Source organism: Streptomonospora sp. PA3, assembly GCF_009728995.1.
Lineage (GTDB): Bacteria > Actinomycetota > Actinomycetes > Streptosporangiales > Streptosporangiaceae > Streptomonospora.
The window spans coordinates 90,831-114,413 of record NZ_VTZW01000023.1 but is presented as its reverse complement, the minus strand read 5'-3'; the positions used below and the strand labels follow the sequence as shown (position 1 = coordinate 114,413).

The 23,583-nt window shown below is 73.0% G+C and carries 19 protein-coding genes and 1 riboswitch; of the genes, 13 read left to right on the top strand and 6 right to left on the bottom strand.

What is annotated here, in order from left to right:
* Positions 1-286: 286 nt before the first annotated feature.
* Positions 287-1,294 carry a glycoside hydrolase family 11 protein gene (locus tag FZ103_RS24160; RefSeq protein WP_156004533.1) on the bottom strand — a complete coding sequence of 336 codons (1,008 nt, stop codon included), beginning with the start codon at positions 1,292-1,294 and terminating at the stop codon, positions 287-289.
* Positions 1,295-1,812: 518 nt separating this feature from the next.
* Entirely contained in the window at positions 1,813-2,622 is an 810-nt protein-coding gene (locus tag FZ103_RS24155) for a hypothetical protein (protein WP_156004532.1), read from the bottom strand.
* Between the two features lie 189 nt (positions 2,623-2,811).
* Between FZ103_RS24155 and FZ103_RS24150 the strand changes: the two genes are divergently transcribed.
* The 8 genes from FZ103_RS24150 to FZ103_RS24115 all read left to right on the top strand — a co-directional run bounded on the left by FZ103_RS24150 (position 2,812) and on the right by FZ103_RS24115 (position 11,942).
* Positions 2,812-4,548, top strand: coding sequence for a carbon starvation protein A (locus tag FZ103_RS24150; RefSeq protein WP_156004531.1), 1,737 nt, complete (start codon positions 2,812-2,814; stop codon positions 4,546-4,548).
* A gap of 1 nt (position 4,549) precedes the next feature.
* The gene (locus FZ103_RS24145) at positions 4,550-4,825 is read left to right on the top strand and encodes a cory-CC-star protein (RefSeq protein WP_186356799.1); all 276 of its coding nucleotides are present in this window, start codon (positions 4,550-4,552) and stop codon (positions 4,823-4,825) included.
* Positions 4,826-4,868: 43 nt separating this feature from the next.
* On the top strand, positions 4,869-5,804 hold the full coding sequence (locus FZ103_RS24140; protein ID WP_156004529.1) for a TRC40/GET3/ArsA family transport-energizing ATPase: 936 nt from the start codon (positions 4,869-4,871) through the stop codon (positions 5,802-5,804).
* A gap of 75 nt (positions 5,805-5,879) precedes the next feature.
* Entirely contained in the window at positions 5,880-6,647 is a 768-nt protein-coding gene (locus tag FZ103_RS24135) for a CDP-alcohol phosphatidyltransferase family protein (RefSeq protein ID WP_343233688.1), read from the top strand.
* Positions 6,648-6,702: 55 nt separating this feature from the next.
* Positions 6,703-9,201, top strand: coding sequence for a mannose-1-phosphate guanyltransferase (locus FZ103_RS24130; RefSeq protein ID WP_156004527.1), 2,499 nt, complete (start codon positions 6,703-6,705; stop codon positions 9,199-9,201).
* A 362-nt stretch (positions 9,202-9,563) separates the two neighbouring features.
* Positions 9,564-10,106, top strand: coding sequence for an FHA domain-containing protein (locus FZ103_RS24125; RefSeq protein ID WP_156004525.1), 543 nt, complete (start codon positions 9,564-9,566; stop codon positions 10,104-10,106).
* A 291-nt stretch (positions 10,107-10,397) separates the two neighbouring features.
* A complete protein-coding gene (locus FZ103_RS24120; protein WP_186356797.1) occupies positions 10,398-10,868 on the top strand; it encodes a bifunctional nuclease family protein in 471 nt (156 codons plus the stop codon).
* A gap of 126 nt (positions 10,869-10,994) precedes the next feature.
* A complete protein-coding gene (locus FZ103_RS24115; RefSeq protein ID WP_156004687.1) occupies positions 10,995-11,942 on the top strand; it encodes an ATP-dependent DNA ligase in 948 nt (315 codons plus the stop codon).
* A gap of 87 nt (positions 11,943-12,029) precedes the next feature.
* Here FZ103_RS24115 and FZ103_RS24110 read toward each other — a convergent pair whose 3' ends face one another.
* Positions 12,030-13,136, bottom strand: coding sequence for a Ku protein (locus FZ103_RS24110; RefSeq protein ID WP_156004523.1), 1,107 nt, complete (start codon positions 13,134-13,136; stop codon positions 12,030-12,032).
* Between the two features lie 95 nt (positions 13,137-13,231).
* On the opposite strand from FZ103_RS24110, the gene ligD reads away from it, so the two are divergent.
* Complete coding sequence (ligD, locus tag FZ103_RS24105) at positions 13,232-14,158, top strand: non-homologous end-joining DNA ligase (RefSeq protein ID WP_186356796.1); 927 nt, start codon at positions 13,232-13,234, stop codon at positions 14,156-14,158.
* A 14-nt stretch (positions 14,159-14,172) separates the two neighbouring features.
* Here the strand turns inward: ligD and FZ103_RS24100 are convergent, their stop codons facing one another.
* Together FZ103_RS24100 and FZ103_RS24095 are read right to left on the bottom strand one after the other, a co-directional pair.
* Positions 14,173-15,447, bottom strand: a complete 1,275-nt coding sequence (locus FZ103_RS24100) for an FAD-binding protein (RefSeq protein WP_343233687.1) — start codon at positions 15,445-15,447, stop codon at positions 14,173-14,175.
* Positions 15,448-15,639: 192 nt separating this feature from the next.
* Positions 15,640-16,170, bottom strand: coding sequence for a hypothetical protein (locus FZ103_RS24095; protein ID WP_156004519.1), 531 nt, complete (start codon positions 16,168-16,170; stop codon positions 15,640-15,642).
* Between the two features lie 438 nt (positions 16,171-16,608).
* Between FZ103_RS24095 and FZ103_RS24090 the strand changes: the two genes are divergently transcribed.
* The 4 genes from FZ103_RS24090 to FZ103_RS24075 all read left to right on the top strand — a co-directional run bounded on the left by FZ103_RS24090 (position 16,609) and on the right by FZ103_RS24075 (position 22,959).
* Complete coding sequence (locus tag FZ103_RS24090; protein ID WP_343233686.1) at positions 16,609-17,205, top strand: MerR family transcriptional regulator; 597 nt, start codon at positions 16,609-16,611, stop codon at positions 17,203-17,205.
* Between the two features lie 282 nt (positions 17,206-17,487).
* Positions 17,488-17,577: riboswitch (glycine riboswitch) on the top strand.
* A gap of 117 nt (positions 17,578-17,694) precedes the next feature.
* Positions 17,695-20,592, top strand: coding sequence for an aminomethyl-transferring glycine dehydrogenase (gene gcvP, locus FZ103_RS24085; protein ID WP_156004515.1), 2,898 nt, complete (start codon positions 17,695-17,697; stop codon positions 20,590-20,592).
* A 390-nt stretch (positions 20,593-20,982) separates the two neighbouring features.
* On the top strand, positions 20,983-22,239 hold the full coding sequence (locus FZ103_RS24080) for a tol-pal system YbgF family protein (protein WP_156004513.1): 1,257 nt from the start codon (positions 20,983-20,985) through the stop codon (positions 22,237-22,239).
* A gap of 114 nt (positions 22,240-22,353) precedes the next feature.
* The gene (locus tag FZ103_RS24075; protein WP_156004511.1) at positions 22,354-22,959 is read left to right on the top strand and encodes an alpha/beta family hydrolase; all 606 of its coding nucleotides are present in this window, start codon (positions 22,354-22,356) and stop codon (positions 22,957-22,959) included.
* Between the two features lie 67 nt (positions 22,960-23,026).
* Here the strand turns inward: FZ103_RS24075 and FZ103_RS24070 are convergent, their stop codons facing one another.
* A complete protein-coding gene (locus FZ103_RS24070; RefSeq protein ID WP_156004509.1) occupies positions 23,027-23,224 on the bottom strand; it encodes a DUF5999 family protein in 198 nt (65 codons plus the stop codon).
* Between the last annotated feature and the right edge of the window lie 359 nt (positions 23,225-23,583).

The window sequence follows — 23,583 nt, the reverse complement described above, 5'->3', positions numbered from 1 at the left end:
CCTGCCCTGCCGGCTGCCGCTCTCCATCGCTGGGCGGTAGGTTCACTGTCCCCGGTGGCACCGTCGCGTCGGCGGCGTGCCTCGCCGCCGTTACGCGCGACGCGCACGACACCGGCTTCCGGGACGCGCGGCGGCGTCCGCCGCTCCCTCGAAGGGGTGCTCACAGCGGCGACCTACCGGTCCTGACCGCCTCCCGCCGCCGCCCCGACCGCCGGCAGCGGTGTGGCGCGGCGGCACTCGGCCGCCGCGCCACCGGTTTTCTGTATCGGCGATGTGGGGATGCGCGTCAGGCGCTGCAGGAGACCGTCGGCCAGGTCCAGTTGCCGTTGTGCATGATCGTCACGCCGAAGTTGTTGCCGTTGCCGTTGGGCCGGCCGACCATGACCTGGGAGCTGGGCCAGCTGGCGTCGACGTTCCAGGTGGCGCTGATCTGCGCGGGCTCGGGCACGTTCATGCGCACGGTCCAGTTGTCGGAACCGGACACCGAGACGTTGAGGTTGTAGCGGTCGTCCCACTTCTGGCCGGCGGAGAGGCTCGCGGTGCAGCCGTCGCTGCCGCCGCCACCTCCTCCGCCGCCGCCACCGCCGCCTCCGCCGCCGGAGGAGCCCAGGGTGACGTTGGAGCTGCCGCTGCTCTGGTAGCCCTCGGTCGCCATGATCATGTAGTCGTGGTTGCCCAGGTTCATGCCGTGGCTGGCCCAGGCGTCGAAGTGGTTGCCGGCGGTGATGGTGCCGCTGGTGCGCTCGGACTGCCGGACGCTCCAGTACTGCGGGAAGGTCGCGGTGCCCTCGATCGAGGGCTTGTCGTAGCGCATCGTCCGGTAGATGTCGTAGGTGCCGCCGTCGCTGGTGACGGTGCCCTGGTACTCACCGGTGGGGCGGTAGCTGCCCCAGCTCTCGACGATGTAGTACTCCACGAGCGGGTTGCGGGTCCATCCGTAGAGCGTCAGGTAGGAGTTGCCCGACGGGCGGTAGTCGGCCGAGTAGGTCACGGTCCGGCGGCCGCCGGGGTTCCAGCCCTTGCCGGCGACGAAGTTGCCGGTGTTGCTCCACTGGGTGCTGTAGTTGCCGCCGGAGCCCAGCTCCATGGAGACCGTGCCCTGGCTGTCGGTCCAGAACGAGTAGAAGTAGCCGTTGTGGTTGCCGGTCTGGTTGGTGGTGATGGCCGCATGGGCGACGCCGGGCATCAGCGTCGTCGCGGTCAGCAGGGCCGTGACGACGGCGGCGGCCTGGCCCAGCAGCCATCTGGCGCGTTTGCGTCTTCCGCCTTCAGGGCGGGTGGGGGATGTTCTCATACCGTGCTTCCTTCTCGTGAAGGCTGGGGGATCGGGCAGCGCGATACGGCTCCGGGGCGGTCGGCGACCGGTGGCGGCCGCCGTGCGCCGGCGCCGTACAACGCGGCGGTTGCCGGTTGTCCTGCCGTCGACGACCGAAGCCGGGCGCGGTAGGCGGCCCGGCCGGAAAGCGGTTGCGGTTCGCCGACAGTGCAAGTGTTTGTCTGGCTACATCGCGTTGTCAATAATTTCCGGAAGGTTTCGGAATACTTTCGACGGCGGATCTTGTGGCAGTGCGGCACGAGGGGCCCGGCGGGTTCGGGCCGGTCGGCCCGATGCGGCCGCCCGGGATCTCGAAAGTTTCCGGATCACCTTCGCGGGGTTGCGCTGCGGCGGCGCCGCCACCGGCCCCGCGCCGCGGACCGCCCCGGGGACGTCCCCGCCGCCCGTCCCTGCGCCGCGGCTGGAGCCACCGGCCCCTTCCTTCGCCCCGGCCTGCCCGGCGCGGCCGGACCGGCCGCCGGCCGCGCCGCGCGCCCTCAGCCCGAGTCCGAGCGGGCCCGCGCCTCCGCACGGGCGATCCCCGCGCGGCACGCCCGGACCACGTCGCGGTGGTTCCGGTAGCGCGCCAGCAGGTTGTAGGGGCGCAGCGGCTCGGGCTCGGGGGCGCCGGTACCCGCCGCGACCTTGAGGACCTCGCCCTCGGCGCGGCCGGCGCGGTACCAGCGCTCCCACCGCTCGAAGTCGGGGCTGTGGCGGTGGGCGAAGGCGAAGGCCGGCTCGCCCGCCCCTTCCAGGGCGGCGCCGTCGCGGCGCCACAGCTCCACCCCGCCGCCGGGCGCCTCGGGCCAGGTGCGGGCGGTGACCGTGTCCACCCGCGGCGCACCGCCCTGCGCGCCGGGGCGCACCAGCAGGGCGTCCTCGCCGCGCCGGCGCGCGGGGATCTCGCGCACCTCCTCCAGCTCCGTGAGGGTGATGAGCACCCGCGGCATCCACCACCAGTTCTCGCGGCGCGCCATCAGCCCGTCGGCGCGCAGCCGCGTGGGCGGGTGCTTGACGATCTCCTGCTCCAGCAGGTGGTCGGCGAAGCGCTTGCCCTCCAGGTCGAAGCGGATGTCGACCGGGCCGGCGGCCACGGTCCCGCCCGCGGCCTCGGCGCCGGGCGGATCGGTGACGGCGAAGGCGGCCCGCCCCGAGGTCATGGTGTCGACCGCGTCCAGGTGGGCCATGGGCAGCGCCACGCACGGCAGGTCGCCCCACATCAATGGAACCACCGGGATCCCCGCAGGCCCGCCGGTCCCCGACCAGCACAATTCCGCGGCCGTCGATCGCCGCCAAACCGTGACCATGTTCAGCAAGATGGGCCCTTTGTCTGCGAAGAAGCACGTGTTAATTTCTGGTGACTTTATTCGATCTTCGATGGTCGTGTCCCGGTCCGCGGCGCTCTCGGCGGTCGGCGGCTCCACCGGCGGCGGTCCGATGTGCGGCCCGGGCAGGGCGCAGGCACCGTGTGCACAAGTGCGACGTAAGGACAGCCAATGCCAGCAGCCGTAGTCATGGTCGTGGTCCTGGGGATCTTCGCCCTGGGCTACCGGTACTACTCGGCGTACTTGGCCAAGCGCGTCTACGCGCTGGACCCGTCGTTCGTGACACCCGCCCACACCTTCCGCGACGGCATCGACTTCGTGCCCACGAACAAGCACATCGTCTTCAGCCACCACTTCATCTCGGTGGCCGGCGCCGCACCGATCGTGGGACCGGCGGTCGCGGTCTTCTGGGGCTGGGGGCCGGCGCTGCTGTGGGTGGTGGCCGGCACGGTCTTCGCCGCGGGCGTGCACGACTTCGGAGCCCTGGCGGTGTCGGTGCGCCACAAGGCCAAGAGCATCGGGACGCTGGCCGGCGAGGTGATCAGCGCGCGCTCGCGCGTGCTGTTCCTGCTGATCCTCTTCTTCCTGCTGACCATGGTCAACGCCGTGTTCGCCGTGGTCATCGGGATCCTGCTGGACGGCAACCCCGCCACGGTGCTTCCGGTGCTGGTCACCATCCCGCTGGCCATCGGCCTGGGCCAGATCGTCTACCGCCGCCGCACCCCCGCCCTGGTGCCCTCGATCATCTGCCTGATCGTGGTCTATGCGTTCATCCCGCTGGGTGTGGCGGTGCCGGTCTCGCTGGACCCGCTGGCCGGCGCGCTGGGCATGTCGGCGCAGACCCTGTGGGTGCTGCTGATCTTCGTCTACGCGTTCTTCGCCTCGCGGCTGCCGGTGTGGATGCTGCTGCAGCCGCGCGACTACGTGAACCAGCTGCAGATGGTGCTGGCCCTGACGGTCATCTTCCTGGGCGTGGTGGTCGGCTGGGACGCCATCGTCGCGCCCGTGGTCAACGACGTGCCGGCCGGCTCGCCGCCGTGGTTCCCGCTGCTGTTCGTCACCATCGCCTGCGGCGCGGTCTCCGGCTTCCACAGCCTGGTCTCCTCGGGGACGACCTCCAAGCAGCTGGACAAGGAGACCGACGCCCGCTACGTGGGCTACCTGGCCTCCACCGGCGAGGGCGCGCTGGCGCTGTGCTCCATCCTGGCCTGCACGGCCGGCGTGGTGGCCACCGCCGGGGAGTGGGAGGGCCTCTACTCCGACTTCGCCACCGCCTCCGACGGCGCGGTGGGCAACTTCGTCGGCGGCGTCGCCGGGTTCGCCGCCAACCTGGGCGTGCCCACGGCCGTGGGCACGGTCTTCGCCGCGCTCGTGGTCATCAGCTTCGCGGCCACGTCCATGGATACCGGCGTGCGCCTGCAGCGCTACATCATCCAGGAGATCGCCGAGATCACCGGGTTCCGGCCACTGGCGCGCAACCTCACCGCCGCCACCGCGGTGGCGGTGCTGATCCCGCTGGCCCTGGCGCTGGTGCCCGGCAACTTCGCCTTCGGCACGCTGTGGCAGCTCTTCGGCACCACCAACCAGCTCACCGCCGGTCTGGCGCTGTCGGTGATCGCGGTGTGGGTCACCAAGAACAGCCGCAACCCGATCGCGGTGCTGGTGCCGCTGGTGTTCCTGGTGGTCATGACCACCTGGGCGCTGGTGGTCAACCTGCAGGGCTTCGTCACCTCCGGCGACCCCATGCAGATGTTCCTGCTGGCGCCGCTGGACGTGGCGATCTTCGTGCTGGCGATCTGGCTGATCATCGAGGCCGCCATCGCCCTGCGCAAGGCCTTCGCTCTGCGCGGTACGCCGCAGGGGCGGCCCTCGACCGAGGAAGCGGCCGGCCGCGACGAGACGCAGTGACGTGACCGGGAGGTGGGAGCGGCTGCGCAGTGCGTGGCGCCGGATCGAGGAGTTCCACCAGGAGTGGTTCGACGCGCGATGGCGCCACGTACTGCGCCGCGAGGCGCGCACCCAGCAGGACACGCTGCGGGCCATGCTGCTGCTGCAGACGCTGGGCGTGGAGGACCCCGCCTCCTATGAGACCCTGGATGTGATCCCCTACATGGTCGCCGACCTGCATGAATGGCACCAGCGGATGGGTCGGGAGACCTTCGGTGACGCGGGGGTGTGCTGCTGAGCCGGCATCGGAGCCGGACGCGAGGGGCAGGGGGGATGCGGCCATGGCCGCCGACGAGGGCGTTGCGGCGGGGGCGCCGACCGAGGGCGCCGGCGCGGCGCCCATCATCTTCTTCGGCGGCAAGGGCGGCGTGGGCAAGACGACCATGGCGGCGGCGGCCGGGCTCGCGCTGGCCGAAGAGGGCCTGCGCACCCTGGTCGTCTCCACCGACCCCGCCCACTCGCTGGGCGACGCGCTGGAGACCCGGCTGGGCGACAGGCCGCGGCGCATCGCCGAGAACCTGTGGGCGGCCGAGCCCGACGCCGAGGCCGCCGTCCGCCGCCGCGTCAAGCAGGTCACCGACGACGCCTACGCGGCGCTGCCGCGCGAGATCATGCCGGCCGTCCAGCGCCACCTCGCCCACGCCGCCGCCGGTCCGGGCATGACCGAGTCCGCCCTCAACGACCTGCTCGTCGACGCGATGGAGGAGGTTCCCGGACAGTGGGACCGCCTCGTGGTCGACAGCGCCCCCACCGGCCACCTGCTGCGCATGCTCCACCTGCCGGCGCTGCTGACCCCGTGGCTGGAAGGCCTGGCCCGCCAGCGCGAACGCGCGACCGGCGCCGACCGCTTCGCCGCCGGCGTGGTCGGCGGCTCCGCCGAGCCCGAGGCCGACCCCCTGCTGGAGAAGCTCCGGGCCCGCCGCCGGCGCCTGGAGGGCGCCGCCCGCCGGCTGCGCGAGGACGCCGTCGTACAACTGGTGCTGGTGCCGCGGCGCATGGTGCTCGCCGAGACCGAGCGCGCCGCCGACGAGCTCGCCGAGGCCGGCTTCCGCCTGGGCCCGGTCGTGCTGAACCAGGTGCCCGACAACCCCGATTCCGCGGTCGTCGAGGCGGTGCGGCAGCGTTTCGGACGCTACGGAATCCGCTGCTGCCCGCTGCGTGCCGAGGAGCCCACGGGCCCCGAGCGGCTGCGCCGAATCGCCCTCTCCCAGCTGTGATGCCGCCGCAATAATCCGAGCCCTCGACGGGTAAGCTCGCTATTCGGACACTTGGGAGGTGGGGTGGCGAGCCGAGTGAGCCCGCGCGCAGCAGCCCGCGCCGCCGACGACCGGGTCTGGACGGTGCCGAACCTGCTGAGCATGCTGCGCCTGGTGGGCGTGCCCGTTTTCCTGTGGCTGGTGCTGGTGCCCCAGGCCGACTGGTGGGCGCTGGGGGTGCTGGCCTTCGCCGGGATCTCCGACTGGCTCGACGGCAAGATCGCGCGCATCTGGAACCAGGCCAGCCGGCTGGGGGCGCTGCTGGATCCGCTGGCCGACCGCCTCTACATCTTCGCCGCGCTGCTGGGACTGGTCGTGCGCGACATCGTCCCCTGGTGGCTGATGGCGGTGCTGGTGCTGCGCGACGTGCTCATGGCGCTGGCGCTGCCGGTCATGCGCTACTACGGATACGGCACGCTTCCCGTCAATTTCGCGGGCAAGGCGGCCACACTCTGCCTGCTCTATTCCTTCCCTTTGTTGTTCGTCGCTGGATATGCCGGAATCGTCGGCGATGTGGCGCGCGTCATGGGTTGGGCATTCGCCATCTGGGGAACGGCTCTCTATTGGTGGGCCGGGCTGCTTTACGCCGTCCAAGGGCTGCGATTGATCACGCAGACCCGCAGGACCGACCACCGATCCGGCAGGGGTGAAACGCCCCCACCAGGGGTAGCGGCCACGTCCGACCGCGACAACCCCGGAGCCGGCGAAGCGGCGCCGCCATCGACCGCCGGGCGCCGCCGCCCCGGCCCCGGGCCATCACAGAGCGGCACGACCAATAGGAAGGGAGCGACGTCCCCACCATGAGAACGCGCCCGAGGGCGTCCGGCCGTCCGCCTCACGGGGTCTGGGGGTGCCCCCGATGAAGGCCGTAGTCATGGCCGGAGGGGAAGGCACCCGCCTCCGCCCGATGACCGCCAACCAGCCCAAACCACTCCTGCCCGTCGTCAACCGGCCGATCATGGAGCACGTGCTGCGGCTGTGCAAGCGGCACGGATTCGACGACACCGTCGTGACCGTCCAGTTCCTGGCCACGCTGATCCGCAACTACTTCGGCGACGGCGAGGAACTCGGCATGAACCTGAACTACGTCGCCGAGGAGGTGCCCCTGGGCACCGCCGGCAGCGTCAAAAACGCCGAGGAGCACCTGCGCGGCGAGCCGTTCATGGTCATCTCCGGTGACGCGCTGACCGATATCGACCTCACCGACATGGTGCGTTTCCACCGCGAGAACGGCGCCAAGGTCACCATCGGCCTCAAACGCGTCGAGAACCCGCTGGAATTCGGCATCATCATCGTCGACGAGCAGGGCCGGGTGCAGCGCTTCCTGGAGAAGCCCACCTGGGGCCAGGTCTTCTCCGACACCGTCAACACCGGCATCTACATCATGGAGCCCGAGGTCCTCGACGAGGTCGCCGAGGGCGAGGTGGTCGACTGGTCGGGCGACGTGTTCCCCAAGCTGCTCAAGGACGGCGAGCCGATCTACGGCTACATCGCCGACGGCTACTGGGAGGACGTCGGCACCCACGAAAGCTACCTGCGCGCCCAGGCCGACGTGCTCTCGGGCAAGGTCGACGTGGAGATCGACGGGTTCGAGGTCTCGCCGGGCGTGTGGATGGCCGAGGGCGCCGAGGTCGACCCCGAGGCCGTGCTCAAGGGCCCCCTCTACATCGGCGACTACGCCAAGGTCGAGGCCGGCGCCGAGCTGCGCGAGTTCACGGTGCTGGGCAGCAACGTGGTGGTGCGCTCCGAGGCGTTCCTGCACCGCACCGTCGTGCACGACAACGTCTACATCGGCGCCAGCACCAACCTGCGCGGCTGCGTCATCGGCAAGAACACCGACGTGATGTCCGGCGCCCGGGTGGAGGAGGGCGCGATCGTCGGCGAGGAATGCGTCATCGAGTCCGAGGCCTACGTCTCCAACGACGTCAAGGTCTATCCCTTCAAGACCATCGAGGCCGGCGCGGTCGTCAACACCAACGTCATCTGGGAGTCGCGCGGCCAGCGCTCCCTGTTCGGCCAGCGCGGGGTCTCCGGGCTGATCAACGTCGAGATCACCCCCGAGCTCGCGGTGCGGCTGGCCAGCGCCTTCGCCACCACGTTGAAGAAGGGCTCGGTGGTGACCACCTCGCGCGACGTCTCGCGGGCGGCGCGGTCGCTCAAGCGCGCGGTCATCAGCGCGCTCAACGCCAGCGCCATCGACGTGCGCGACCTGGAGGTGGTGCCGCTGCCGGTGGCCCGGTTCCACACCTCCCAGAGCGGGGTGGCCGGGGGAATCAGCCTGCGCACCTCGCCCGGCGACCCGCAGTCGGTGGACATCATGTTCTTCGACGAGCGCGGCGCCGACCTCTCCCCGGCGGCGCAGCGCAAGCTGGAGCGGGTGTTCTCCCGTGCGGAGTACCGCCGCGCCTTCCCCGGCGAGATGGCCGAGCTGTCCTTCCCCTCCCGCGGCGTCGAGAACTACGCCCACGAGCTGCTGCGCAACGTCGACACCTCCGGAGTGGACGAGGCCGGGCTGAAGGTGGTCGTCGACTGCGCGGGCGGCACCGGTTCGCTCATCCTGCCCTCGCTGCTGGGCCGGATCGGCGTCGAGGTGCTCACCGTCAACAACCGGCTCGACGAGTCCTCGCCCACCGACACGCTGGCCAAGCAGATGCGCGACCTGCAGCACCTGGGCGAGCTGGTCTCCTCCTCGGGCGCCGACTTCGGAGTGCGCTTCGACCCGGTGGCCGAGCGGCTCTCGCTGGTCGACGAGAACGGACGGGTCGTCGACAACGAGCGTGCGCTGCTGGTGATCCTGGACCTGATCGCGGCCGAGCGCCAAGGCGGCCGGGTCGCGCTTCCGGTCACCACCACCCGCGTGGCCGGCCAGGTCGCCGGCTACCACGGGGCCGATGTGCAGTGGACGCCCACCGCCGTCGACGAGCTCGCCAAGGCGGCCCAGGCCGAGGACATCGTCTTCGCCTCCGACGGGCGCGGCGGCTACGTCGTCCCGGAGTTCTCCCGCACCAGCGACGGCATCGCCGCGTTCGTGCGGCTGCTGGGACTGGTGGCGCGCACCCGCCTCTCGCTGAGCGAGATCGACCGGCGCATCCCGCAGGCCCACCTGCTGCGCCGCTCGGTGCCCACCCCCTGGGCGGTCAAGGGCAGCGTGATGCGCGCGGTGGTCGAGGCCGCCGAGGGCCGCGACGTCGACACCACCGACGGCGTGCGGGTGGTCGAGCCCGACGGCTCCTGGGCGCTGGTGCTGCCCGACACCTCCGAGGCGGTCACCCACCTGTGGGCCGAGGGCCCCGACTCCGACACCGCCCAGCGGCTGCTGGAGGAGTGGGCCCAGGTGGTCGAGCAGGCCGAGGGCTAGGCCGGCGATCGAGCGGCGGGTCCGGCAGCGGGCCCGGGCGCGTGCGGCCGGACCCGGCCGCACGCGCCCGGGCCCCTCCGGGCCGTCGCCGCCCCCTGCCCGGCATCGATATGGTTTAGAGTCGAGTGTTCCCCACCGATAGGCATTTCCGCGCGTCGCGGGCTCCCGGATGGGGCACGAATGTCTGCGAAGCAGAGCACGGCAGGGGATGACACCATGTAAAAATCCGAGGTGAGCCGGGGAACACAGCACCGGCCCGCCCCGTTCTCCCAGTGGGTGCGCGAGTACGCCCGCGCCCCAGGCGCCAAGGACCACCAGCCGAATCAAGCACCGCCCCGTGCGGTAGGAGGCCGAGCCGACCCATGTCGAGCGTTTACTGCACGCAGTGCGGTCACGCCGTTGCGGATGATGCCCGTTTCTGCTCCAACTGCGGTTCCCCCATCCGTACGGCCGGGCAGGATGCCGCTCCGGGTTCCGGTGGCAGCCGCGACTCCGTCGGTGAGACCACCTCGACCATCTCCATCGCCGGCATCCAGGCCCTGGAGGCCGAGGCCGACGGCGAGGACCTCCCCGGCGAACCCACCAACGTCGACGCCCTGCCCGCCGGCACGGCGCTGCTCGTGGTCAAGCGCGGGCCCAACGCCGGCAGCCGGTTCCTGCTCGACAGCGACGTCACCACCGTGGGCCGCCACCCCAACAGCGACATCTTCCTCGACGACGTCACCGTCTCCCGGCGGCACGTCGAGTTCTTCCGGCGCGGAAACGGATTCGGCGTGCGCGACGTGGGCAGCCTCAACGGCACCTATGTCAACCGCGAACGCATCGACGAGGCCGAACTCGGCGGCGGCGACGAGGTGCAGATCGGCAAGTTCCGGCTGGTTCTGCTCACCAAGCCGCGCCGCTGAGCGCCGGCCCGCCCCGGGCCGCCCCCGCGCAGGTTTGCACCACCCCTCTACCGGAGAGCCTTCTAGGGAAGACCGCCACCGATGGCGTGATCGGGGACATGTCGGGGACAGCGGTCATGTCGCCCCAACACGGCGTCGGGGAAGGTTGCCGGAGACCGGTCCGGGCCCGGCCGAGGGCCGCGGACCTGCCTCGGACGGCTGTCGGCGTGGCGGTGTACCGTGAAGAAGACGGAGCAGAGCACACCCAGGCGGGTGCCCCTCCGGCACGACCAGTCGTGGGACGGAGCCGCAGTGAAGCACATGGAGGTTGTCGGCGTCCGAGTGGAGATGCCTTCCAACCAGCCGATCGTCCTGCTCAAGGAAGCCGACGGCGAGCGCTACCTGCCGATCTGGATCGGCGCGGTCGAGGCCACCGCGATCGCACTGGCCCAACAGGGCGTCATGCCCGCCCGCCCGCTCACCCATGATCTATTCCGCGACGTGCTCGACGCACTCGACGCCGACCTGACCACGGTCAACATCACCTCGCTCAGCGACGGCATCTTCTACGCCGAGCTGGTCTTCTCCAACGGGGTCGAGGTCAGCGCCCGCCCCTCGGACTCCATCGCGCTGGCACTGCGCACCGGCGCGCCCATCTACGCCCACGAGGACGTGGTCGAGGAGGCCGGGGTGCCCATCCCCGACGAGCAGGAGGACGAGGTCGAGAAGTTCAGGGAGTTCCTCGACCAGATCTCGCCCGAGGACTTCGGCCGCACCACCTGAGGCGGGCCGCCGCACCGGCGCGCGGCCCCCCCGGCCCCATTCAAGGCCCGGTCAACATCGGGCCATGATCACCCCACCGCGCAACTGCGGCGGCGTGCACCTGGGCAGTTTCGCTGTGTGGAACCGATGCTCGCCCGCACCGTGCACCGCCTGCCCGAGGGGCCGCACTGGCGCTACGAGCCCAAATGGGACGGCTACCGGGCCATAGCCGAACGCGGCGGCGACGTGCGGATCACCTCGCGCTCGGGCCGCCGGCTCGACCCCGCCTTCCCCGACGTCGCCGCGGCCGTGGAGGCGGCGCTGCCCGAGGGCACCGCCGTCGACGGCGAGATCGTGCGCTGGTCGCACGAGGGCCGGCTGGACTTCGCCGGCCTGCAGCGCCGCGGCCACTCCAAAGCGCAGCGGGCCCAGCGGCTGGCACGGACCGAGCCCTGCCACTACATCGTCTTCGACCTGCTGCGCATCGACGGCGCCGAGCTGGCCTCCAGTTCCCTGGACGAGCGCCGCGCCCGCCTGGAGGAGCTGATGCGCACCGCGAGCGGGCCGGGGCTCATGCTCGGCTGGCAGACCAGCGCCCCCGACGTCGCCCGGCAGTGGTTCGACCAGATGTGGCGGGTGGGGGTGGAGGGCCTGGTCGCCAAGGACGGCCGCGGCCGCTACCTGCCCGGCCGCCGCGAATGGCTCAAGTACAAGCGCCGCGTCACCACCGAGGCGATCGTCGGCGGGGTGATCGGCGAGCCGGCCGGACCGCGCGAGCTCATCGTGGGCCGGCGCGACTCCCAGACCGGGGCGCTGCGTGTGGTGGGGCGCACCGGCGAGCTCGACTCCGGCCGGCGCCGGGAGGTGGGGGAGCTGCTTCGCCCCTCCGCCGGCGACCACCCCTGGCCGCCGCGGCTGCCCTCGCGGTGGGGGCCGGTGCGGGAGTACGTGCGCGTCGTCCCCGAGCTGGTGGTCGAGATCGCGCCGGACGCGGCCACGGTCTCGGGGCGCTGGCGCCACGTCGTCGGGTTCGTGCGCCCCCGCTCGGACCTGGCGCCCGGCGACGTGCCCACCGACCTGGCCATCGAGGGCTGAGGCGTGCCCGGGGAGCAGCCGCGGCACCGGCGGCCCAAACGGGCGGGGCCTGCGGTGGCGGCCGCACCCGCACCGGGCCCGGGCGGATCAGGAGGCCGGACGCGCCGCCCCCTCCGCGCGGGCCCGCTCGATGGCCGTCTCCAGCTCCCGGCGCGACATCTTCGACCGGCCCGCAACGTCCAGCTCGGCGGCCAGCCGCGACAGGTCGCGCTTGGACAGCTCGGAGAGCGGCGCCTCGCGCGGCTCGGGTGCGGCGCCGCCCCGGCGGCTCCGGGATCGGCCCCCGCCGCCGGCCCCCCGCTCGGCCCGCCCGGACTCGGCGGCCCCGCCCGGCTCGGCCGAACGGCCGGCGCCCTTGGCCCGGCCCCGGCTCCTGCCCCGGCCCGACCGTCCGGCGTCGCCGCCCTCGCCGCCGCTCAGGCTGGCGCGCAGCGCCTCGGTCAGCTCCACCACGTTGGTCTCGGGAGGCGGCCCCTCCTCGGCGTAGCGCACCCGCTCGCCGGCGCTCTTGGCCCTGACCAGCTCGGCGATGCGCTCCTGGTAGTCGTCGGTGTAGTCCTCGGGCCGCCACTCGTCGGCCATGGCGCCGATCAGCTGCTCGGCGAGGTCCAGGTCCCGCTGGGCCAGATCGGCCGCGGGGATGTTGGGCAGCGTCTCCTCCGGGTCGCGGATCTCGTCGGCCCACCACAGCGTGCTCAGGGTGAGCACCCCGTTCTGCGGGCCGATCACCGCCAGGTGCTGGCGTTCGCGCATCACCAGCGTGGTCACCCCCAGTCGGCCCGACCGCTCCAGCGCCTGGCACAGCAGCCGGTAGGGCTTGGCCGAGCCCTTGGAATCGGGCGCCACGTAGTAGGCGGAGTCGTACCACAGCGCCTCGACGTCGCCGGCGGGCACGAACGCGGTGATCTCCAGCGAACTGGACCGGCCCGGCGCGATCTCCTCCAGCTCGGACGGCTCGACGATGACGTACTCGTCGCCGCTCGCGGCCGAGTCGGCCTGGGTGCCGCGGACGATCTCGGAGCTGTCGACCTCCTTGCCGGTGCGCTCGTTCACCCGCCGGTAGCGGATCCGGTCGGCGGTGCCGCGCTGGAACTGGTGGAACCGCGTGCCATGGCGCTCACGAGCGCTGAACAGCCGTACGGGCAGACTCACCAGACCGAAGGACAGGGTTCCCTTCCACACCGGAGAGGCCATCGTGCCTCCTTCCGCTCGGACCTACCCCCATAGTGCCCGCTAGCAGGTAAAACGCCGCAGACCGCGAGTAAAGCCGCACAGACGGGGGTGATCAGGTGAACGCGGAGGCGCACGGCGAAGCTCAGACCTGGCGGGTGGGACGGCACCGGGTGCGCATCGGCCGGCCCGACAAGGAGCTGTTCGAACCCGGTGGGGTCACCAAGCGCGAACTCGCCGAGCACTACCGCGCGGTCGCCGAGCCGATGCTGCGCCACCTGCGCGGGCGGCCGCTGGCCCTGCAGCGCTACCCGCACGGCATCGCCGACCCCTCCGGCGGGTTCTACGTCAAGAACCGGCCCTCCTACGCCCCGGCCTTCGCGGGGGCGGTGCGCGTACCCAAGGAGGACGGCAGCGCCGAGACCGAGATGCTGGTCTGCGACGACGCCGCCACCCTGGTGTGGCTGGCCGACCAGGCCGCCATCACCCTGCACCCGTGGCTGAGCCGAGCGGGCGGCCTGCGCTACCCCGACCGGCTGATCATCGACCTGGACCCGCCCGGCGACGACTTCACCGCGGTGCGGCGCGCCGCCCACGACGTCCGCGACGTGCTGGAGGGCCTGGGCCTGGCCGCGTTCGCCATGACCACCGGATCCCGCGGCCTGCACGTGGTGGCGCCCATCCGCCCCGAGATCGACGCCGCCCAGGCCCGCGACTTCGCCCACGTGATCGCCGAACTGGTCGCCCGCCGCCGCCCCGACGAGCTGACCACCCTGCTGCGCAAGCAGCGGCGCGGCGACCGGCTGTTCCTGGACTACCTGCGCAACGGCTACGCACAGCTGGCCGTGGCGCCCTACTCCGTGCGCGCGCTGCCCGGAGCGCCGGTGGCGACCCCGCTGCACTGGGAGGAGCTGGAACAGGTGGACTCGGCGCGGGCCTGGACGGTGCGCACCTTCGCCGAGCGCCTGGCAGACGAGCCCTGGCGCGACATGGCCCGCCACGCCCGCTCGCCCCGCCGGGCCATCGAGCGGCTGGAGGTGAGCTGAGCCCTCCGCGCCGCCTACGCGCCGCCGAGGACGTGGTCGCGCAGGAAGTCGTTGGCGAACTTGCCGCCCGGGTCGAAGCGGCGGGCCAGCGCCGCGAAGTCGGGCAGCCGGCTGTAGCGCTCGAGCAGCGCACCGGGCGGCGCGGTGAACAGCTTGCCCCAGTGCGGCACGGCGCCGAGGGGGGCCAGGCGCTCCTCGATCTGTTCGAGCACCGGCAGCACCGCGGCGGTGTCGGGTACCAAGGTGAAGTGGAAGCCCACGGTGTCCTGGCGGTAGCTGGGGCTCAGCCACAGCTCGTCCGCGGCGATGGTGCGGATCTCGCAGATCTGCAGCACCGCGGCGATCCGGTCGCGCAGCGGCTCCAGCGCCCGCAGCGCCGCCACGGCGGCCGTGCGCGGCAGCAGGTACTCCGCCTGCAGCTCCGCGCCCGCGCTGCTGGGCGGCGATCCCGGACGGAAGTGCGGCAGGCGCTCCGACCACGGGCCGGCGAGGCCCAGCTGCTCGGTGCAGTTCTCCGCGGCCATCTCCGGCACCGGGTGGCGCGGTCCCCGCGCCGGCGGCGCACCGAAGAAGCCCTCCTCGGCTCCGGCGGGCCGCGGGTCGCCCACGCGGTGCTTGACCCACACCTGGTCGGCCACCGGCTCGCGCCAGCGGGTGAACAGGCTGACGCTGTAGGCGGCGCCGGTGATCTCGTCGAAGTGCTCCTCCACCGCCTCCAGCGGCAGGTCCTCATAGACCCGCTGGGCCACGTCGAAGTCGGGGCCGGTGCGCAGCGTCATCGCGGTCACCACGCCGAGGGCGCCCAGGGCCACGACCATGCCGTCGAACTCGGACCCGTGCTCGGCCCGGCTCAACCGAACGAGGTCGCCCTCGGCCGTCACCAGCTCCAGTGCCTCCACGGCGGTGGCCAGGTTGCCGTTGGCGTCTCCGGATCCGTGGGTGGCGGTCGCACAGGAGCCGGCCACCGAGATGTGCGGGAGCGAACCCAGGTTGTGCAGGGCGCGGCCGCGCTCCTGCAGCCACTGCGCGAGTTCGGCATAGCGCACGCCCGCACCCACCTGGACCGTGCCCTGTGCGGTGTCCAGCTCCATGGTGCGCGGCAGTCGCGCCAGCGAGACCAGTTCGCCCGGGGTGTCGGCGACGGCGTTGAAGGAGTGGCCGCTGCCCAGCGCGCGCGCCTTCGCAGCGCGGGCCACGGCGGTCTGCAGTTCGGCGACGGTGGCGGGTTCGTGGAGGCGTTCGGCGGCGAAGCCGATGTTGCCCGCCCAGTTGGTGCTGCGCCGGTTCACGTGGGGGAGCCCCCTTCCCGGGGGTGGGTCGGGCGGCCGCGCGGCCGCCCCCTGCGGGTGGCTGTGGATAGCAAGGTAGCAACCAGACATACCAGACGCGGTGGACGGTGGGTGTTTTCCCGCGGGTGTGCGGGGCGCTTGGAGGCGCCGCCTTGCCTCCTCGCTCGGTCGCGCGGGTTTTTCGCGGGCCGGTCAGGCGCGGGGCCGCGCGCCGGGCCCGTCGGGCTCGAACGCCTCGCGCGCCGAGGGCAGCACCAGCCGCACGGCGTTGGCCAGGGAGAGCAGGACGCCCAGGAAGGTCAGCCACAGCGCGGCGTTTAGCAGGGGCAGGGCGAGTTGGAACAGCCGCGTGCTCGCGCCGGGCGGGGCGTAGGCGAACCAGCCGAACTCGGCGCGGGGCAGGGCGCCCGCGGTGGTCGACAGGGAAAGGGCCGAGCCGGCGACGTAGCACACCGCCGGCGCGAGCAGCACCGCGACCAGCACCGCGCGCCGGGGCCGGCCGGCGAGCGACAGGTAGCCCAGCAGCGTCGCCGCCCCGCCGCAGACCAGCGCCGCGAATGCGGGCGCGCCCCAGCCCGACACCGTCATCAGCGGCCCGGCGGCATACAGCGCGCCGGCGCAGGCGGCGGTGCCCGCGAGTCCGGCGGCGAGCTGGCACCACAGCAGGACGCGGGTGCGGCGCAGCACCGGGTGGCGGCGCCGGGCGTCGTCGTGCGCAGGCATGCGCGCGATCCTATCGGCCGGTGCGGCGCCGAACGGACGGATCAGCGCAGGCTCCGGCCGGGCAGCGCCCCGGCGGCCCGGCGCCGCGCGCCGGCGGGCTTCGGTTTCCGTGCCGTGGCGCCGCGCCGGCCGCGCCGCGGGCGTTTCTCGCCCGGGGAGCGGGCCGCCCCACGGGCGCATGCGGCGCCGTCCGCCCTGGTGTTCCGCTTCCACCGCAGGTCAATGCGACAGGGCAGCGGCACGCGGGCCGTGTCGCGCGTATGCTTGCGGATGGACGGCGCGGCGCTCCGGCAGCCGCGGAAGAGGTTCCGCGACGCGCCGATGGGTGTCGTTGACGCTGTCCATGCGACCGGCTTACCTTCAATGTCGAAGGAACCCGCGGCGCACCCTTCATGCCCCCTGTCAAACCGCCGTGGGCCGAGGAGCCGGAGGTTCGGCGTGGCGGTTACTAGCGGTGAGCAGCAAACCTCCGCTCTCAGGCATACAGCGATACGGCGAGCTGGGGAGCAGGGCCTGCTGTGCGAAGAGGACGTGGTGGCGCTGCCTATGGACGTCGGTTATCGCGGCCCCACGGCATGTGCGGCCGCCGGAATCACCTATCGGCAACTCGACTACTGGGCCCGCACCGGCCTGGTCGGCCCCAGCGTGCAGCCTGAGGGCGGCGAACCCCCGCTGTACGACTTCCGCGACGTCCTGCTGCTGAAGGTCGTCAAGCGACTCCTGGACACCGGGATCTCCCTGCAGCAGATCCGTACGGCGGTTGACCACCTGCGCTACCGCGGGACCGCCGACCTCGCCCAGATCACCCTCATGAGCGACGGTGTCAGCGTCTACGAGTGCACCTCGCCCGATGAGGTGGTCGATCTCATGCAGGGCGGGCAGGGCGTGTTCGGCATCGCGCTGGGCCGCGTCTGGCGCGAGCTCGAAGGCGCCCTCGACGAGGTCCCCGGCGAGGCGCTGAACGGTTCACTGAGCCCCCAGGCCCGGCCCGCCGACGAGTTGGCGCGGCGCCGGCGCGAGCGCAAGACCGGCTGAGAACCGCGCCGGACGGAATCCGCAGCCGGCACCGGCCGGCCGCGGCGGCCCGCTGCGCACCGCGACCGCAGGTGCCAAGCGGGATGTGAGCCGTGCCCGGCGGCGGGCACTCCACGAACGCGCCCGGATCCAGTAACGTCGAAGCATGCGGCGGACGCCGACCGCCGGCCCCCGTCCGGGGCCGCACCGGCACGCCCCCCGCCGCCGCGCCGCCGAGCGGCGCCGTAGATAATGACCATTCACAACTGAAAACCGAGTCGACACCAACGACGATCCGGCCGTCGATACCGCGCGGGAGAGACCCCGAACCGGGGCGCCGACGGGGCAACACTCCCCAGTAACCTCTCAGGCACCAAGGACCGCGTGGAGGAGGCCACTCTGGAGCGGTAGGCGAAACGTGCCTGCGCTTGGGCCCGCGGGCCGTGAGCGACAGAGGGGGAGACCAGACAGGAGCAGCCGCGAAAGCGGCACAGCGACCAGGAGGTCTCCATGACGGAGCAGCCAACCCGTGAACGAGGGCCGGACACCGGCGCCGCCCGCGACTTCGCCGACCGGCACATCGGCCCGGATTCGGCCGAGCTCACCCAGATGCTCAAGGCGGTCGGCTTCGGCAGTACCACCGACCTGATGACGGCGGCGCTGCCCGAGGGCATCCTGACCGGCCCCGGCCGCCCCGCGCCGCTGGACCTGCCCGCCGCCGCCGGCGAGACCGAGGCGCTGGCCGAGCTGCGCGGGCTGGCCGACCGCAACCGGGTGCTGACCTCGATGATCGGCCAGGGCTACTACGACACGGTCACCCCGCCGGTCATCCGGCGCAACATCCTGGAGAACCCGGCCTGGTACACGGCCTACACCCCCTACCAGCCCGAGATCTCCCAGGGGCGCCTCGAAGCGCTGCTGAACTTCCAGACGATGGTCTCCGACCTGACCGGACTGGCCGTCTCGGGCGCCTCCCTGCTCGACGAGGCCACCGCCGCGGCCGAGGCCATGACCCTGGCGCGCCGGGCCACCCGCGGCAAGGGCGACGCCTTCGTCGTCGACTCCGACGTCTTCCCCCAGACCCTGTCGGTGCTGCGCACCCGCGCCGAGCCGCTGGGCATCGACGTGGTGGTGGCCGACCTCTCCGCGGGCCTGCCCGACACCGACGCCTTCGGCGTGCTCGTGCAGTACCCCGCGGGCAGCGGCGCGGTCCGCGACCCCCGCCCGGTCATCGCCGAGGCGCACGAGAAGGGCGCCCTGGCGGTGGTGGCCGCCGACATCCTGGCGCTGACGATGCTGCGCAGCCCCGGCGAGATGGGCGCCGACATCGCGGTGGGATCCACCCAGCGCTTCGGCGTGCCCATGGGCTTCGGCGGCCCGCACGCCGGCTACATGTCGCTGCGCGAAGGGCTCCAGCGCCAGCTGCCCGGCCGGCTGGTGGGCGTCTCGGTCGACAACGCCGGCAAGCCCGCCTACCGGTTGGCGCTGCAGACGCGCGAGCAGCACATCCGCCGCGAGAAGGCCACCAGCAACATCTGCACCGCCCAGGTGCTGCTGGCGGTCATGGCCGGGATGTACGCCGTCTACCACGGCCCCCACGGGCTGCGGGCGATCGCCGAGCGGGTGCACGGCCACACCGCCGACCTCGCCGCCCGGCTGCGCGCCGCCGGGTGCGAGGTCGTGCACGACCGGTTCTTCGACACCCTGCGCGTGCGGGTGCGCGGCGGCGCGGCCGCGGTCGTCGAGGCCGCCGCCGAGCGCGGGATCAACCTGCTGGCCGCCGACGCCGACACCGTGGGCATCAGCTGTGACGAGGCCACCACCTCCGCCCACCTGGAGGAGGTCGTGGCGGCCTTCACCGGGGGTTCGGGCACGGGCGCCTCCGGCGGCGCCGGAGGCGGCGCGGTGCTGCCCGCCGAGCTGCGCCGCGGAGTCGACTACCTGACCCACCCCGTCTTCTCCGCCCACCGCAGCGAGACCTCCCTCCTGCGCTACATGCGCCGGCTGGCCGACAAGGACCTGGCGCTGGACCGCAGCATGATCCCGCTGGGCTCGTGCACGATGAAGCTCAACGCCACCGCCGAGATGGAGTCGGTGACCTGGCCGGAGTTCGCCTCCCTGCACCCCTTCGCACCGCTGGACCAGGCCGCCGGCTCCGTGCGCATCGTGCGCGACCTGGAGCGCTGGCTGGCCGAGATCACCGGCTACGACGCGGTCTCGCTGCAGCCCAACGCCGGCTCCCAGGGCGAGCTGGCCGGCCTGCTGGCCATCCGCGGCTACCACCGCGGCCGCGGGCAGGAGGGCCGCGACGTCTGCCTGATCCCCAGCTCCGCCCACGGCACCAACGCCGCCAGCGCGATCATGGCCGGAATGCGGGTCAAGGTGGTGGCCTGCGACGACGGCGGCAACATCGACATGGCGGACCTGCGCGCCAAGACCGCCGAGCACTCCGGCGACCTGGCCGCCATCATGGTCACCTACCCCTCCACACACGGTGTCTACGAGGACACCATCACCGAGGTGTGCCGGCTGGTGCACGAGGCCGGGGGACAGGTCTACGTCGACGGCGCCAACCTGAACGCGCTGCTGGGCTGGGCCAAGCCCGGCGAGTTCGGCGCCGACGTCAGCCACCTCAACCTGCACAAGACGTTCTGCATCCCGCACGGCGGGGGCGGCCCGGGCGTGGGGCCGGTCGCCGCGCGCTCCCACCTGGCCGCCTACCTGCCCAACCACCCCAGCCAGCCCGAGGCCGGCCCCTACACCGGGGTGGGCCCGGTCTCCGCGGCGCCCTTCGGCTCGGCCGGGATCCTGCAGATCTCCTGGGCCTACATCCGGATGATGGGGGAGGAGGGCCTGCGGGCCGCCACCGAGGCGGCGGTGCTCAGCGCCAACTACGTCGCCAAGCGGCTGGAGCCCTACTACCCGGTGCTCTACACCGGCCGGGGCGGCCTGGTGGCCCACGAGTGCATCATCGACATCCGCGGCCTGGCCAAGCGGACCGGGGTCAGCAACGAGGACGTCGCCAAGCGGCTGATCGACTACGGGTTCCACGCGCCCACGATGTCGTTCCCGGTGGCGGGGACGCTGATGGTCGAGCCGACCGAGAGCGAGGACCTGGCCGAGCTCGACCGCTTCATCGACGCGATGATCGCCATCCGCGGCGAGATCGACCGGGTGGCCCAGGGCGCCTACTCCGCCGACGACAACCCGCTGAAGAACGCGCCGCACACGGCCGAGGCGCTCACCGCCGAGGCGTGGGAGCACCCCTACTCGCGCCACGAGGGCGCCTTCCCGGTGCCCGAGCTGCGGTTCGACAAGTACTGGTCGCCGGTGGGGCGCATCGACCAGGCCTACGGCGACCGCAACCTCGTCTGCGCCTGCCCGCCGCCGGAGGCGTTCGAGGTCTAGGGCACAATCGAGGCCCCGCCGGGGCGATGTCGCCACGCGGCCGCCGGACCCGCACCAGAGCGGGGCCGGCGGCCGCCGTCGTGCCGGGGAGTCTGCGCCTCCAGATCAGATCTACACCGTAAAGGCAGCGGTTTCGTGCTTCGCGTACCGCCGGTCGGACCTCCCTTCGGCAGCGGGGGAGGCGACGAGCGGGCACCGGACCGATCGGATCGAACGCGGCGCTCCGCGGCGCCCCGCCCGCCCCCTCGGCAAGCGGTCGCCAGCCGATTCCGGACAGTCCGGCCGCGCCGCGCCGTGGGGTCCCCGGCGACGGGCTACTCTCCGAGGTGGAACCGCCGGGGCGGACAAGCGCCGCTCCGCATCGCCCCCCGCGTTGGAAAGCAGCTCCACATGACAGCGTCCGCCGGATCCTCCACCCACGACGCCGCCGGAGACGAGCCGGAGTTCAAAAGCCTGTGCGACCAGGCGCGCGACCTCGCCGAGAGCGGGCACCTCAGCCGCGCGGCCCAGGTGTACGAACGGGTCGTCGAGGGCGGCTCCCGGCGGTACCTGCCGCTGGCCGCCCTCGGACTGGCCGTGGTCCGCCACGACATGGGCGACGTGGCCGCGGCGCGCACCGCCGCACGCACGGCCATCGGCACCGGCCACCCCGAGTACGCACCGCGCGCCGCCTACCACCTGGCGCTGTCGTACGAGGGCGAGGGCGACATCGAGCAGGCGCGGGCCGCCTGGAGCGAGGTCCTCGACTCGGGGAACAACCGCTACCGGCCGGCCGCCCACTACGGGCTGGCGCGGCTGGCCGAGGAGCGCGGCGAAGCCGAGACCGCGGAGCGGCACTGGGAGCAGGTGCTGCAGAGCGGATCGGCCGAGGTCGTGCCCGAGGCCGCGCACGACTACGCTGGCCGGCTGCTGGCCGACGGACGCGCCGACGCCGCCGCGGCGGTCGTGCACCGCGGGCTGGAGGCGGGCGAGCACGCGGGACTGCGGCTGCTGCTGGGAGCCGTGCACGTCGAGCGTGCGATCGGCGCGTTCGGCGCGGTGGTCGCCGAAGCCGAGGCGGAGGCCGACGCGGGCGCCGGCGTGCGCGCCGGGGACGGCGCCGCGGGAGAGGGCTCCGGCGGGGGCCGGGCACCCGGGCGGCCGGTACCGCCCGAGGTGGCGGGCGGTGCGGTGGAGCTGCTGGCCCGGCTGCTGGCGGTGCGCGGAGACGCCGAGGAGGCCGAGCGCGTGTGGGCCGACGGGATCGCCCATCGCGACCCCGCGGTCGCCGACGAGGTCCGCACCCGGCTGCGCCGCGGCTTCCTGGCGCCCGATCCCGAACTCGCCGGGCAGCAGGGGCAGGAGCCCGACGAGGCCGAGGGGTGGTGGGAGCCCTACGTCGAGGCGGCCGTCGCCCAAAGCAGCGCGCCGATGCTCACCGGGGAGCTGTTCGTGGCCCTCAACCAGATGTACACCCACCTCGCCCTGCCCCTGGCCCGGGGAGAGGGCAACGCCGCCGCCCTGCGCCGCGCGCTGGAGGAGGCGGTGCGCACGCCCAGCCAGTACGTCTGGGGGAGGTCGCTGCACGACGACTTCCGCGAACGCCTCCGGCAGGCGGCGGGCTCGCAGGCTCCGGTACTGCCGGAGGGGTGGCCCGACGCGGACTGACGCGGGCCGGCGGGCTCAGGCGCCCGGCCACGGCGGGAGGTCTCCCGGCCCCGCCCACGAGCCCGTGCGGCGGGCACGCCAGTGCACCGGCGCGGGCGGCATAGGTTGGAGCACATGGAGATCGACACGCCCCGCGGACCCGCGCTCGCCGACATCGACCTGCCGTCCGGCGAGCCGCGCTACCTGCTGGCCATCACGCACGGGGCGGGTGGCGGCGTCGACGCTCCCGACATCACCGCGGTCTGCGAAGCGGTACTGAAAGCCGGCGGAGCCGTCGCCCGCATCACGCAGGCCTACCGGGTGGCCGGCCGGCGGATGCCCGGTTCGGCGACCGCGCCCCAGGACGAGGCGTGGAAGGCCGCGGTCCGTTCGGTGTGCGCCGACGAGCGGTCGGCCGGTCTGCCGCTCGTGCTCGCCGGCCGCAGCAACGGGGCCCGGGTCGCCTGCCGCACCGCGGCCGGACTGGGCGCGGCGGCGGTGGTGGCGCTGGCCTTTCCACTCCACCCGCCGGGCAAGCCGGAGCGCTCGCGTGCGGGCGAGCTGCGCCGGGCCGGGGTGCCGACACTCGTGATCAACGGCGACCGCGACCCCTTCGGCGTCCCCGACGCGGGCGACGCCACGTCGCTCGTCGTGCGCGAGGGCGAGCGGCACGACCTGGCCAAAGACGTCGAGTCCCTTGCCGCGGTCGTTGCGGACTGGCTCGCCGAGCGGCTGGACTAGGCCGCGTTCGAGAACCGGTCCGCGGGGGCCGATCCCAACGGGACGACGGCCGTGTGCGGCGGCCGTGTCAGGCGACGGCGCGGACGTCGGTCGGGCGGTGCGGGGCGATGACGCCGCCGTCGGGCAGCAGCTCGCCGGTGTCCTCGAAGACCACGACGCCGTTGCAGAGCAGGCTCCAGCCCTGCTCCGGGTGGCTGGCGACCACGCGGGCCGCCTCGCGGGCGACGTCGTCGAACGAGGGGCATGTGGGTCGGTGCGGGCACATGGTGCGCCTCCGGTCGTTTGGGCTACTGCGCACTCGCAGCCTAGTGGCGCGAGTCACAGTGCAATTGGTTTTGTAGGTATTCGACGCAGAGACTCGGAGTGTCGCATCGGTGGCCCGCCGGATTGGCCGGATCCGGCCGCGTGTCGCGGGGCGGGACCGGCATGCAGAGTGCGGCGCCGTCCACCGGATGGCCTCCGGTGCAATGGTGCGCCGTGCGCTCGGCGGCAAGCCGGCGCAGAACAAGTACGTGGCGCGAAGCGCCTCCGTTAGGGGCGGCGGCGGGTGACGGGTGGGATTCGCGCATCACAGCCCCATTGCCGCAACCTCCTGTGGTGACCGGCTTCTTAAAGGGGGCGTGG